The organism is Maribacter sp. UH1 (assembly GCF_056839145.1).
Window position 1 is genome coordinate 4,567,693 of sequence record NZ_CM166387.1, and the last position, 14,027, is coordinate 4,581,719.

Annotated in this window: 13 protein-coding genes; 9 read left to right on the forward strand and 4 right to left on the reverse strand. The window is 35.4% G+C overall.

The features are described from left to right. The 5 genes from UH1x_RS19910 (at window position 1) to UH1x_RS19930 (ending at window position 5,162) form a co-directional block, all read left to right on the forward strand. Window positions 1-330 carry a translation initiation factor gene (locus tag UH1x_RS19910; RefSeq protein WP_036154753.1) on the forward strand — a complete coding sequence of 110 codons (330 nt, stop codon included), beginning with the start codon at window positions 1-3 and terminating at the stop codon, window positions 328-330. 108 nt (window positions 331-438) lie between these two features. Further along, on the forward strand, window positions 439-1,371 hold the full coding sequence (locus UH1x_RS19915; RefSeq protein WP_482623876.1) for a DUF1835 domain-containing protein: 933 nt from the start codon (window positions 439-441) through the stop codon (window positions 1,369-1,371). 1 nt (window position 1,372) lies between these two features. Beyond that, window positions 1,373-2,239 carry a nucleoside phosphorylase gene (locus UH1x_RS19920; protein ID WP_482623878.1) on the forward strand — a complete coding sequence of 289 codons (867 nt, stop codon included), beginning with the start codon at window positions 1,373-1,375 and terminating at the stop codon, window positions 2,237-2,239. Window positions 2,240-2,293: 54 nt separating this feature from the next. After that, entirely contained in the window at window positions 2,294-4,330 is a 2,037-nt protein-coding gene (gene ppk1 / locus UH1x_RS19925; protein WP_482623880.1) for a polyphosphate kinase 1, read from the forward strand. Further along, entirely contained in the window at window positions 4,317-5,162 is an 846-nt protein-coding gene (locus tag UH1x_RS19930; protein WP_482623881.1) for a substrate-binding domain-containing protein, read from the forward strand. The genes ppk1 and UH1x_RS19930 overlap by 14 nt, the downstream gene beginning before the upstream one ends. On the opposite strand, the gene UH1x_RS19935 is transcribed toward UH1x_RS19930, so the two are convergent. Then, a complete protein-coding gene (locus UH1x_RS19935) occupies window positions 5,163-5,591 on the reverse strand; it encodes a response regulator (protein WP_482623883.1) in 429 nt (142 codons plus the stop codon). Between the two features lie 80 nt (window positions 5,592-5,671). Then, window positions 5,672-6,337, reverse strand: a complete 666-nt coding sequence (locus tag UH1x_RS19940) for a uracil-DNA glycosylase (protein WP_482623885.1) — start codon at window positions 6,335-6,337, stop codon at window positions 5,672-5,674. A gap of 186 nt (window positions 6,338-6,523) precedes the next feature. On the opposite strand from UH1x_RS19940, the gene UH1x_RS19945 reads away from it, so the two are divergent. From UH1x_RS19945 to UH1x_RS19955, 3 genes are all read left to right on the forward strand, one after another. Beyond that, window positions 6,524-8,695: an endonuclease MutS2 gene (locus UH1x_RS19945; protein ID WP_482623887.1), complete on the forward strand. Its 2,172-nt coding sequence runs from the start codon at window positions 6,524-6,526 to the stop codon at window positions 8,693-8,695. 158 nt (window positions 8,696-8,853) lie between these two features. After that, on the forward strand, window positions 8,854-9,258 hold the full coding sequence (locus UH1x_RS19950; protein WP_482623889.1) for a thiol-disulfide oxidoreductase DCC family protein: 405 nt from the start codon (window positions 8,854-8,856) through the stop codon (window positions 9,256-9,258). Window positions 9,259-9,389: 131 nt separating this feature from the next. Next, window positions 9,390-10,502: an AsmA family protein gene (locus UH1x_RS19955; protein WP_482623890.1), complete on the forward strand. Its 1,113-nt coding sequence runs from the start codon at window positions 9,390-9,392 to the stop codon at window positions 10,500-10,502. 2 nt (window positions 10,503-10,504) lie between these two features. Here UH1x_RS19955 and UH1x_RS19960 read toward each other — a convergent pair whose 3' ends face one another. Then, window positions 10,505-11,806, reverse strand: a complete 1,302-nt coding sequence (locus tag UH1x_RS19960) for a dicarboxylate/amino acid:cation symporter (RefSeq protein WP_482623892.1) — start codon at window positions 11,804-11,806, stop codon at window positions 10,505-10,507. A gap of 61 nt (window positions 11,807-11,867) precedes the next feature. Further along, the gene (gene aroC / locus UH1x_RS19965; protein WP_482623894.1) at window positions 11,868-12,932 is read right to left on the reverse strand and encodes a chorismate synthase; all 1,065 of its coding nucleotides are present in this window, start codon (window positions 12,930-12,932) and stop codon (window positions 11,868-11,870) included. Between the two features lie 227 nt (window positions 12,933-13,159). Between aroC and UH1x_RS19970 the strand changes: the two genes are divergently transcribed. Further along, the gene (locus UH1x_RS19970) at window positions 13,160-14,026 is read left to right on the forward strand and encodes a UDP-2,3-diacylglucosamine diphosphatase (RefSeq protein WP_482623896.1); all 867 of its coding nucleotides are present in this window, start codon (window positions 13,160-13,162) and stop codon (window positions 14,024-14,026) included. Window position 14,027: the final 1 nt, after the last annotated feature.

Sequence of the window (14,027 nt, forward strand, 5' to 3'; positions counted from 1 at the left end):
ATGGATCTTAAAGACCAATTAAAGAACTTATTTCCCGATCATGAGGCTGAGGAAACTCCCGTTGAAAAATCAACGGATAATCCTATTTGGCTTCAAGATGACCCTATTATATGCAAGTATGAAAAACGTAAAGGCAAACCGATAACTATTCTAGAGGGATACAACGGCGCCGATGAAGATTTTAAGAAACTAGCTAAAGAATTGAAGACCAAACTTAGTGTAGGAGGCAGTTTCAAGGATAATAAAATTATTATTCAGGGCGATTATAGGGATAAAATCATGGCAATACTGAAAGATAAAGGCTTTTCTGTGAAGCGAGTAGGCGGTTAATTAAGTGAAAAGCACTACCTTGAAAGCTCCATTTGTTTTCTGTTAAATAATTTTTTAACGTTGTTATTAGTATTATTTTTAATCTAATCAAACTAAATCAAACCTGGTATGAGTTCTCTCTTGCACATAACCAACGGCGATGTTTTCACCGAACGTCTCCAAAAATTAAACTTAGATGGCGATGTCATCACATGGCGTGAAATGCTATGCGAAGGACAAACCTTACCTAATGTGGGTACAGAATCTTTTTGGAAAGCTCGATTCGAGTTTCTGAATAAAAATTATAAAGTTTCAAAATCTTGGTTTATAGAAAAGACCTTAAAAGAATACAGGTCTTTATGTAGCCACAAACAACAAGATCATATCGTGCTTTGGTTCGAGTATGATCTTTTTTGTCAAGTAAATATGCTAGCGGTTATCAGCTGGTTGTTAACGCACAGAAAATACGCCCAAATATCATTGGTCTGTAGCGGCAAAGAAGACAATTCCGATAAATTATATAGTCTTAACGAACTTTCTGACGAACAATTATTGGGGCTATATAACAATAAGAAGGTGTTGTCACAAGATGATACGGAGTACGCAGATTATGTATGGCAATTATATTGTAGTAACAATCCTATTCGTTTAGAAAACTTGACGGACTTTGAAAACTATCAATTTGATTACCTAGGTGATGCCGTTAAAACTCATTTAAAACGTTTTCCTAGCATCAACAACGGTTTAAATGAAATGGAGAATACCATTTTGCAACTTGCAATTGACAGAAAACCGAAGTCAAAAACCGAGTATATGGATGTTTTGTTAAAAAACCAGGGCAACCTCGGTTTTTCCAACACTCAATATGATCGTGCCTTAAGTAGGTTAAAACCTTTGATCACTAGCCTAAACCCTGTTCGTCTTTCTAAAAAAGGAAAAGAGATTTTAGATGGTCAAACAAGTTATTACTCTTGTATTCAAGACAATGATGTGTATTTAGGAGGTGCTTTAAAGTACAATTTCCTGTATAACACTAGTACGAACCGAATCTTAAAATTATAGCATGCAATTAAAGCCTGCTGAGCTTATCATCAATGAAGATGGTAGCATCTACCATCTCAACTTATTACCAGAAGATATTGCGAACACCATTATTACCGTAGGTGACCCAGATAGGGTTCATCAGGTATCTCAACATTTTGATACTATCGAAGTAAAGAAAGGTAAACGCGAGTTCCATACACATACCGGTCATTTAAATGGTAAACGTATATCGGTAATTTCTACAGGGATTGGCACGGACAATATCGATATCGTTTTAAACGAGTTAGACGCTCTTGTAAACATTGATTTTAAGACAAGAACACTTAAAGAGAAACACACTTCTTTAGATATCATTAGAATTGGTACTACAGGAGCCATACAACCAGATATTCCAATTGATTCTTTTTTGATCAGTAAATATTCAATTGGGTTTGATGGTTTACTGCACTTCTATGAGCATGATAAAATCAACTATCCAGAAATAGAAGATGAATTTATAGCACATACCTCTTGGGATACTTATAAAGCAAGACCATATGTACTCTCCTACTCTAAAAAACTTGGAGAACTGTTTAATGATAATCGTATACGATTAGGTTTTACAGCAACAAATACAGGGTTTTACGGACCACAACAGCGTCAATTAAGAATTAAGCCTAGCCAAATGGAATTGATGGAGAAATTATCAACGTTTAAATTCAAAGAGCTTCAATTAACCAACCTAGAAATGGAAACTTCAGGTATTTATGCTTTGGCTCAACTCTTAGGTCATGAGGCGGTTTCTATGAATTGTATTTTAGCCAATAGATCAACAGGAGAATTTTCAGTTACACCTACTGAATCGGTTGATAGGCTAATAGAATTTTGCTTGAACCGATTGGCTTAACATACTTTTACAATATTTTGATATTGTACTTCTTATTTTTACGCAAACCATATCATGAAAAAAGACAACTTTAAGCATAGAGATATTAATTGGCTTTATTTTAATGAACGTGTATTGCTTGAAGCAAAAAGTACCGACACGCCATTATTAGAACGATTAAAATTTCTTGCCATATTCTCTTCTAATCTAGATGAGTATTTTAAAGTTCGTGTTTCTCAACTACGCCAAATAAAGCATTTAGACAAAAAGTTTCGAAAGAAACTAATGTTTAAGGCCAATACCACTTTACAGCACATATTAAAAACGATAAATGAGCAACAAGTTGAGTTTGGAAATGTCATAAAAGATACGCTAGCTAAATTAGAGGACCATGATATTTATGTTCGCAATACCTCAAACTTCACAAACGAACAAAAAAGATTCTTAGAATCATTATTTGACGAACGTATAAAAGAATTTTGTGAGGTTCATAAAGAAAACTTAGAATTAACCGATGGAGCCCTTTATTTAGCGGTAGCTCACCCAAATCAAGAATACAGTATTGTTGAGATACCAACCCAAGACCAAGACAGATTTATAAGTTTACCCGGCGAAGGACATCAATTTTGCTATTTGGATGATGCCATTAGATTGAATATTCAAAAATTAATACCTCAAAAAGAAATTGTTGGCTGCTATTCTATTAAACTTTCTAGGGATGCTGAACTATACTTAGAAGATGACTATTCTGATATTGAATTAGTAGAAAAAATCTACAATTCGCTTGATAAACGTTTATACGGACAAGCAACGCGTTTACTGTATGATGAATCTATGCCAAGTTGGTTGATAGATTCGTTAAAGACCGATTTTAAATTAGGAACAGTAGATTTATCGCCTGGCGGAACATATCATAATTTATCTGACTTCTTTTCTTTCCCTCTACCAATAGGAACTGAACACTTACAATACCAAGTAAAACCGGCTTTACCACATCCGGAATTATCTTTTACCGAGAATATCTTTGAAACCATCTCCACTAAAGACCAATTGGTACATTTTCCGTATCAAGACTTTAAAGTAGTAGAAGAGTTTCTGACTACAGCTGCCACAGACCCAAATGTTATTGCCATAAAAATGACCATCTATCGTATTGCCAAGTCTTCATCACTGGCAGATGCTATTTTAACTGCATTGGATAATGACAAAGAGGTTACTTTATTTGTAGAAGCCCAAGCTAGGTTTGACGAAGCAAATAATATTAAATGGGGACGTATTTTTGAGGAAAAGGGCGCCAAAGTTATTTTCAGTATACCTCAAGTAAAAGTGCATTCTAAAATAGCAATGGTATATAGAAATGAAGATGACAAAGTAAAACGATATGCCTACATAGGGACCGGTAATTTCAATGCTAAAACTTCCAAAATATATTGCGATCACGGACTATTTACCGCCAATAAGAAAATAACAAAAGATTTAGGACAGGTTTTTCAGGTTTTGGAGCGAAAAATCATAGTTCCAAAGCTAAAATGCTTATTGGTTTCTCCATTTACCACCAGAATTACATTTTTAAATCTTATACAAAACGAAATCAATGCTGCGCTAGAAGGTAAAAAAGCGGCCATTACTGCAAAAATGAACAGTCTTGAGGATTCTGATATGATAAGGTCATTGTACAGAGCCGTTAATGCAGGTGTAGATGTTCGGCTTATAGTCAGAGGGTTCTGTTGCTATCTAACTGCCAATGATGACCCTAGCGACGGAATGAAGGATAATGTTTTCATCACCAGTATCGTAGATCGTTATTTAGAGCATGGTAGAATTTACCTCTTTGAAAATGGAGGAGACGAATTAATGTATATTGGTTCTGCAGACTGGATGACCCGTAACTTAGACCGAAGAATTGAAGTATTGACTCCTATTCTAGATCCTGATATTTTTGAGGAATTAAAACATATTCTAAGCTTGCAGCTCAGTGATAACCAAAAAGCTCGTGTACTAGACTTAGAAAATACCAATAAAAAAGTAGCGCAATTACCCAATGAAGAAAGTATACGCTCTCAATATGCCATTTACAATTACCTTAAAAACAAACTAGATGAAAACGGTTAGAATTATAGGTGTTCCAGAACATTTTAATCTTCCATGGCACTTGGCTATTGAAGAAGGGGCATTTGAAGAAAGAGGAATTAATTTAGAATGGACAGAAATACCCGAAGGTACAGGTAGAATGAGCGAAATGCTTAAAAACAAGGATACCGACCTTGCAATTATCTTAACCGAAGGGATTGTAAAAAGCATAACCGAAGGTAATGAGGTGAAAATTATTCAAGAATACATTGCCTCTCCCCTCCTTTGGGGAATTCACGTAGATGCCAAAAGCTCCTTTACCTCCCTAACCGATTTAAAGGATACTACAGCTGCTATTAGTCGTTATGGCAGCGGAAGCCACCTTATGTCTTACGTTCAAGCCACAGAGATGGGTTGGGATACAAAAAAGTTGAAATTCGAATTGGTGAACAATTTAGACGGCGCTGTTCAAAGTCTATCTTCTGGTAGTGCCGATTATTTTATGTGGGAACGTTTTACCACTAAACCATTGGTAGATAGTGGTGTTTTTAAACACTTAGGAAATTGCCCCACACCATGGCCTTGTTTCGTTTTGGTAGGTACTAATTCATTTTTGAAAGAAAACGAGGGTATATTGAATCATATACTTGAAATCATTAACATGTATACCGTTGAGTTCAAACAGATTCCTAGAATAGATGCTACTTTAGCCAATAGATATCATCAAAAATTAGAGGATATACAGGAATGGTTGCAACTTACGGAATGGAGCCAAAAACAACTAACGGAAGGTACTTTGAAAAAAGTTCAACAGACGTTAAAGGAATTAAATTTGATAGAAAAAATAATTCCCGTCTCTCAAATATTAAAATAATTAGATGGTAGCTAAGCTATAATGCTTTTGGATTAATGCTTTGAATGTTTCATCAGAAAGTGGTTTCTGAGCAAAATCAGCAATATACTTATCATCGGTAGCACGTTCCTTATCTTCTTTATTATCACTAATTGTAACCAGAACAATAGTAATTTGATCTTTTAGTTTTTTAGGAACTAGTTCATGATAAGCATCAATAAACTGCCAACCATCCATAACAGGCATTCTTAAGTCTAGCATAACCATACATGGCAATTCTAATTGTTCCTGCCCCTTACCAAGAATGAAATCTATGGCTTCTTGACCGTTCAACGCAGAATTGATATTCACATCCATATCTAATTTATTGATAAAGATAGAATGTAAGAAGTTGCTTGCATCATCATCGTCTACCAATAAAATAGTATTTAACCTGTCTAAATTATTCATTTGAGCTGTTATTTAAGTTATCATCTAGCATTGTACCCCAAAATACAAACTAAATTTAAAGTATTTAATAAATATCTAACTTACCACGCAATGCTTTTATTGCCTAAATCAGTTAATATTTTATTGCAAGATGAAAAATGTCGGTTCCCAAACCAATATCCACGATTGGCACTTAAAGGCGAAGGATGACCAGATGTCAATAAGAAATGTTTTTCCGCATTTATGAGCTTTGCTTTTTTCTTAGCAAAGCCTCCCCATAACATAAAAATAATATGTTCGCTATTTTCTGAGAGCTTTGAAATAACTGCATCAGTAAAAACTTCCCAACCATGTTTTTGATGGCTTCCAGCTTCATGAGCCCTTACCGTAAGCGTTGCATTTAATAGCAAAACACCTTGTTCAGCCCATCGTTCTAGATTTCCGCTTTCAGGATAAGGAATATTTAAATCGCTCTCAATCTCTTTAAAAATGTTGACTAACGATGGTGGATGCTTTATATCGTCTTTTACTGAAAAACATAATCCGTTAGCCTGCTGAGGACCATGATAAGGGTCTTGACCTATAATGACCACTTTGGTATCTTCAAATTTGCAATGATTAAACGCCGAAAATACATCAGCATACTGGGGATAACACGTATGCTCTTCATATTCACGCTTTACAAAATTCATCAAATCTTTGAAATAGGGCTTTTCAAATTCTTGTGACAATTGTTTCTCCCAGCTACTATCTAAATCAAAATACATGAAATATCCATTTTCTAACTCCGTACCAAATTTACCATTAACCTAGTGGAAAGTCAATTTCAAGAAAGCATTAATATATTAAAAGCCCATATTATAATTTAGAACCTAATCCAGAATCGCTCATTACCTGCTACTTTATAAAATTTCATTGTCAATGCGTACCTTTGCAGCTCATTTAAATAGAACGTGGCAAACATACATTCGAAAACATTACAAGATTTAGAATTTCCTTCCGTATTACAACAAGTTTCTGCGCGTTGCCACACGGAATTAGGTAAACAAGCGGCATTGGAAATCGCTCCGTTTATTACTGATGAAGTTATAAAAGTAGAGCTTGGTAAAACAGCAGAATATTTATCATCGCTTATTAGTGAAAACCGAATTCCCAATCACGGGTTCGACGCCATTAATGCCGACCTTAAACTGCTGAAAATTGAAAATACAACGCTGGAGTTACAAGGATTCAAAAGAATAGCTAGTATTTGTACTACTGTAGCTCAGCATCAGAAATTCTTTAAAAAATTTAAAGAGTACTATCCCCTATTTTATGATTTCGCTTTAAAACTTGAGCAAAACACGGAAATTCCCGTTTTAATTAACAACGTAATCGACCGTTTTGGTGAGGTAAAGGACAATGCATCTAACGAGTTATTTGTCATAAGAAGGCAAATAAATGCCGTTCGCGGAAAAATTAGCCAAAGCTTCGGCTCTGCATTAAACACCTACCAATCATCAGATTATTTAGATGAAATCAGAGAGTCTGTAGTGGAAAACAGACGAGTTTTAGCGGTTAAGGCAATGTACCGCAAAAAAGTAAAGGGTGCCGTAATGGGTACTTCAAAAACCGGGAGTATCGTCTACATTGAACCTGAAGCTTCATTAAAATACAGCCGCGAACTAAATAATTTAGAATTTGAAGAGAGGGAAGAAGTTCAGCGCATACTTAAGCAGTTAACGAACCAAATAAGACCATTTAGAGCGCTTTTAAGCAATTATCAGGATTTTTTAACACAAGTAGATGTAATTGCGGCAAAAGCTAAGCACGCGGAAGATATTAACGCTCTTTTGCCAAAAATCAATTCTAACAATAGATTGTTTTTACGAGATGCATATCACCCACTACTGTTTTTAAACAATAAGCGCAAAGGCGAAAAGACATATCCGCAAACAATTGAACTGCATGACGAAAATAGAATTATAGTCATATCCGGTCCTAATGCAGGCGGTAAGAGTATTACATTAAAAACTATTGGTCTACTTCAAGTAATGCTTCAAAGCGGAATGTTGATTCCCGTTCATGAAAGAAGTGAAGTTTGCTTTTTCAAAAAAATTCTAACGGATATTGGCGACAACCAAAGTATTGAAAATCACCTAAGTACATACAGTTACCGCTTAAAGAACATGAACCAATTTTTAAAGCGTTGCGACAATAACACCTTATTCCTAATCGATGAATTTGGTACTGGAAGTGATCCAGAATTAGGAGGCGCCCTTGCCGAGGCGTTCTTGGAAGTGTTCTACGAAAGGGGCTCCTACGGCGTAATTACAACTCATTACGCCAATTTAAAAGCACTGGCCAACGAATTACCGCATGTAACTAATGCAAACATGCTTTTTGATGGTAAAACCCTAGAACCAACCTTTCAATTGATTTTAGGACAAGCAGGTAGTTCGTTTACATTTGAGGTTGCCCAAAAGAACGGCATCCCCTATTCACTCATTAACAAAGCCAAAAAGAAAATAGAGCGTGGCAAAGTTAGATTTGATGCTACTATTGCCAAACTGCAAAAAGAACGGAGTAAAATGGCGCAAACAGGCTCTAGGTTAAAAGAGGAAGAAGATAAGGCTAGAGAAGAGAATGAAAGATTGGAAAAGCTAAATGCCAAAATAAAATCTAAACTAGAGAACTACCAAGAACTTTATGATCATGACCAGCGTATGATTCAACTGGGCAATAAAGTTAATGTTGCCGCAGATAAATATTTTCAAGATAACAAGAAACGACCTTTGGTTTCCGAGCTATTGAGAATAGTTGAAACCGAAAATAGCAAGCGCAAGAAGAAAACTGCAAATCAGGCTAAGGCTGAGCGAGCTAAAAAGGCAAAGGTGGCTCAAGAAGTCCAAAAGGAAGTAAAGGTTATTCGTGAGAAGAAGAAGGTTGAAAAGAAGAAAGCTATTTTCAAGGAAAAGAATAAACCAAGACCTGTTTTTAAAATTGGTGACCGCGTTCGTATGTTAGATGGTAAAGCAGTAGGTAGTATAGATTCACTTGAAAAAGGGAAGGCTATAGTCAATTATGGCATATTTACTACCAATGTTAGTGTAGACCAACTAGAAATGGTTCAAAAGAAGAAATAACGCTGTATTTCAGCTAGTTGTAAATAATCGTATACGATTATTTACAGCTTTTAAAACTATATATAGCACTCATTGCAACTAATTTTGTTATACAACACGAGATGTTTATTATAGAAAAGTTGTGAGATGTTGATTAAAAATTGTTTTAATTTTACAATGTGAATTCAAATAAAAAAATCATTCTTTTTGATGGTGTTTGCAACCTTTGCAACAGTAGTGTTCAGTTTGCTATTAAACGAGATGAAAATGATATTTTTAGATATGCAGCTATTCAAAGCGAAACAGGTGAAAAATTATTGGCCGAGCGAAATATCGATACTAATGAAATTGATTCCATCATTCTTATTATACCCAATATCGCCTATTACACAAAATCTACCGCAGCGCTGGAAATTGGGAAAGATCTGAAAGGACTTCGCACAATTTCATCCATTTTACTTTGGCTTCCGGAGTCATTTAGGAATATCGTATACGATTTTATTGCCGCAAATAGGTACAAATGGTACGGTAAAAAAGAGGCTTGCATGATACCTACCGAAGAATTAAAGAGCAAATTCATTTAAATGTCACTTTAATAGCCCTTAAAGCTATTTTTAATCCTAATATTAAAACTTTTACCCCTATCACTTTGCAACCCAACACTTTTATTTTCATTCATTTATCTTATCAATGTTTGAAATAAAGATTTATTTTTATGAGTGAAGTACATAGGAAACGTTATAAGAAAAAAAGATATGTGATACCGGTAGTATTGATTGTACTTCTCGTTGTAATTCGTTTATCCCTACCCTATTTTGTAAAAAATTACGTAAATAAAGTTCTTGCCGACATACCTGGTTACTACGGCCAAGTAGAAGATATTGATTTATCTATTATTCGCGGAGCTTATACCATACACGGCATGTACCTAAACACGGTGAATGGTAATACTGAACTTCCTTTTTTAGACTTTAAAAAAACCGACATTTCAGTAGAATGGAACGCGCTTTTTCATGGAAAAATAGTAAGTGAAATTGAAATGACAGAACCAACCATACTATATGTATTTGAAGATCAACAGGACACCACTGGGGTTGCCGATACCGAGGATTGGTCTAAAGCACTTACAGATTTAGTTCCTATAGACATTAACCAATTCACTATTAAAAATGGCAAATTTGCGTTTTTACAATTACAAGCAGATCCAAATATTGATTTACACTTATCTAACGTAGAATTATCTGCATCCAATCTTAGAAACGTCGTTGAAAAATCAAGAACGCTACCTTCTAACATTCATGCTACAGCAACATCAATTGGAAATGGAGATGTCATATTAGATGGGGATATGAACTTGGTTAAGGAGATTCCTGATATGGATATGTCCTTTAGTCTAGAAAACGCCACTGCTAAAGCCTTAAATGATTTTACCAACTATTATGCAGGTATCGATTTTGATGAAGGTTCTTTTGATTTATTTGGAGAGCTAGCTATTGCAGATGGATATATGAAAGGTTCTTTTAAACCTATTTTAAAAGATGCCAAGCTAATAGGTAAGGACGATGGATTTCTTAAAACGCTATGGGAAGGTTTTGTAGGTTTTTTTAAGTTCGTTCTAAAAAATCACAAGAAAGATACCTTAGCAACTAAAATACCCGTAGAGGGAGACCTTAACAACGTTAAAACAAAGATTTGGCCCACAGTCTCAAGAATATTTAGAAACGCATGGGTCCAAGCTTATAAGGAGGTTGTAGACGATGACCTTAATTACAAAGACGCCACAGATGCTGCCGATAAACTGAATGACAAAAAATCTAAGAAGAAATAAATTTACTTCTTATAATTGTCATCCCAATTCTTAACTTTTGGCTCATTTAGCTTGCCAACGGATTTTGCTACCATCATAGAAACGGATGCATCACCTGATACGTTAATTACCGTTCTGCACATATCCAATGGTCTATCCACCGCAAATATCAACGCTAAACCTGCTTCAGGAATCCCTGCTTGCGCAAGGACTATAACAAGCATAACCATACCGGCTCCAGGTACTGCAGCACTACCTATAGAAGCTAAAGTTGCTGTAACTATAATTCCTAGTTGAGCAGACAAACTTAATTCCATACCAAAAGCTTGCGCAATAAATACTGCAGCTATGGCTTGGTATAAACTTGTACCATCCATATTAATTGTTGCACCAATTGGAAGTACGAAACTAGTTACTTCCTCATCTACACCCAAATGCTCCTCTACCCTTTCCATAGTTACCGGTAAGGTTGCAGCGCTTGAACTCGTAGAAAAAGCTAGGAGTTGAGCAGGTGACATACCTTTCATAAAGGTGCTTGGTGAAGTTTTAGTAAATACCCAAACCAAAAGAAGATAAACACCCAACATCAATGCCAGTCCTAATACTACACAGAAAGCATACCACGCCAATGCTTTAAACAAATCTAAACTTGGGGATTCCACGATTAATGCCGCCAATAGCGCAAATACACCATATGGAGCCGCAAGCATTATTAAATCTATTAGCTTTAAAATAACCTCATTAAATCCATCAAAGAATTTTTTAACAGGTGTTGCTTGTTCTTCAGGTATCAATATCAACCCTATACCAAAGAAAATGGCAAAGAATATAACTTGTAGCATATTCCCATTATCGGAAGCTGCCGCAAAGATGTTACTTGGAACTAAATCCTCTAAAGCTTGTAAAGGTCCAGCCTCTTTCTGCTTATCAGCCTTTGTTTTAATAGCATCTGCATCACCTTTATAATTTTCAACCAATTCCATCCTGGTTGCTTCCGTAATAGATGCACCGGGTTTTACAATGTTCACTACACCTAAACCAATGGTAACAGCTATAACCGTAGTTGCAATATATATACCGATTGTACGACCGCCCATTTGAGAAAGTTTAGAGATATCCTTTAAATCGGACACTCCTTTTATCAATGAACCTAGAATAAGAGGAACGGCAATAAGCTTTAATGAGTTGATGAAAATATTACCAAAAGGTTTGATCCAATCTGAAATGAATTTTGGCCCCCATTCTAATTGAACCATGGCTAAAGCAAATAAAACTCCCGCTAACATTCCTATTAGAATTTGCCAATGCAACTCAAGCTTCCTCATATATAAATTAGTTTAGGGAAGTAAGATAGTATTTTGCAAGGAAAAGTGCTAAAAACGGAACCTATAATTTAATGGTCCTGTTCAATAGGGTGTAATCTGCCAAAACCAATGCAGTCATAGCCTCAACTATTGGTACTGCTCTAGGTACCACACAGGGATCATGTCTACCTTTACCCTGAGTTTTAACGGTATTACCCTCTTTATCAATTGTTTCGTAGCCTTGAATTACGGTTGCAACGGGCTTGAAAGCTACGTTAAAATAGATATCCATACCATTACTAATTCCGCCTTGTATACCTCCGCTATAGTTAGTTTTTGTAGAACCATCTTTATTGAATTGATCGTTGTGTTCACTACCTTTCATCTTCACACCTTCAAATCCGCTTCCGTATTCAAATCCTTTAACAGCGTTTATAGATAACATTGCTTTGCCTAATTCTGCATGAAGTTTATCAAAAACCGGTTCTCCTAAACCAATCGGTACATTTTTGGCGACACAGGTAATAATTCCGCCAATGGTATCTCCGTCTTTTTTAATAGACTTGATATATTCTTCCATTTTAGAAGCCATTTCTAGATCAGGGCAACGTACATCATTAGTTTCCGTTAACGATAAATCTAATTCAGTATAATGCTTACCCAAACTCATATCCCCAACTTGAGATACAAAAGCTTGTATTTCTATCCCTTTCAAAAACTGTTTTGCAATAGCTCCTGCCACTACTCTACTTGCCGTTTCACGTGCAGAACTTCTACCACCACCACGGTAATCCCTAAATCCATACTTTTTATCATACACGTAATCTGCATGTGATGGTCTGTAAGAATCTTTTATGTGTCCGTAATCTTTAGATTTTTGATTTGTATTATGAATCGCAAAACCTATTGGTGTTCCCGTAGTTTTACCTTCAAAAATTCCTGAATAAAACTCTACTTCATCTGGCTCTTTTCTTTGGGTTACAATGGCAGATTGTCCTGGTTTACGACGATTAAGATCATTCTGTATGGCATCAAAATCTAATTCTATTTCTGATGGACAGCCATCTATAACCCCTCCAATTGCTTTTCCATGAGATTCTCCAAAAGTGCTTACCCTAAATATGTTTCCAAAGGTATTTCCTGCCATAATATGTACGTTCTAAATAATATAATACAGATTGTAAACTTACAATTCAACTAGCTTCAAAGGTAAATGTTAAATGCTGGAAAGAAAAATTTAAAAAGTGCTTAATATTAGCTTAACCTTACTCTTTTGTGATAATGATTATTTAACCTTATGATTAAAAATTGTTGACCAACTAAATAACCACCACGTATACCATTAGGATTAATTTTGTCCTTAAAATTATCCCCTTGAAAAAACGCCGTCTCGAAATAGCTGTTTTATCAGATGTTCACTTAGGCTCATATGCATGTCATGCAGAGGAGTTATTGACATATCTATCTAGCATAGACCCTAAGATTCTTATTCTTAATGGGGATATACTTGATGCAAAAAAAATGCGCAATAACTACTTTCCTCCTTCTCATCTTAAGGTAGTAAAGAAGATATTCTCATTGGCTGCCAAAGGTACCGTTGTTCACTATATTACCGGTAATCGTGATGAGCCCTTTCGTAAGATAGACGACATTTACATGGGAGCAATACAAGTTTCCGATAGACTTACATTAAAACTTAATGGGAAAAACACATTATTTTTTCATGGTGATATTTTCGATTTTTCATTTCGTCACTCCCAATGGCTACTAAATTTTGGTGGAGCAGGTTTTGATGTTTTATTAAAACTAGCAAAACTAAAAACCAAGGGACTGCAATTATTTGGAAAGAAAAATAAACCATTCTCCAATCCAGAATTAGAACATGGTAATCGTGACCCTGAACAAATAGCCTTATTTGAAAAAAATGTAGCTAAAATGGCTATAAAACAGCATTTTGACCATGTCGTATGTGGACATAGCCATGCACCTAACAAACAACTTTTTGAAACAAAAAAGGGAGAATGCCTATATCTAAATTCTGGAGATTGGGTTAAGCATATGACAGCCCTTGAATATTCTTTTAAACGTTGGAAACTCTACCGTTACGAAAACGACAAGCTAGCTTCATTCTATATGGATGAAGAACTTAAGTCTATGGACATGAACGAGCTTATAGCTACCATTACACAACGTAAGACCAGGGAACTGAATCAAAATGAAAGAAATGGTCTTAATGACTAAG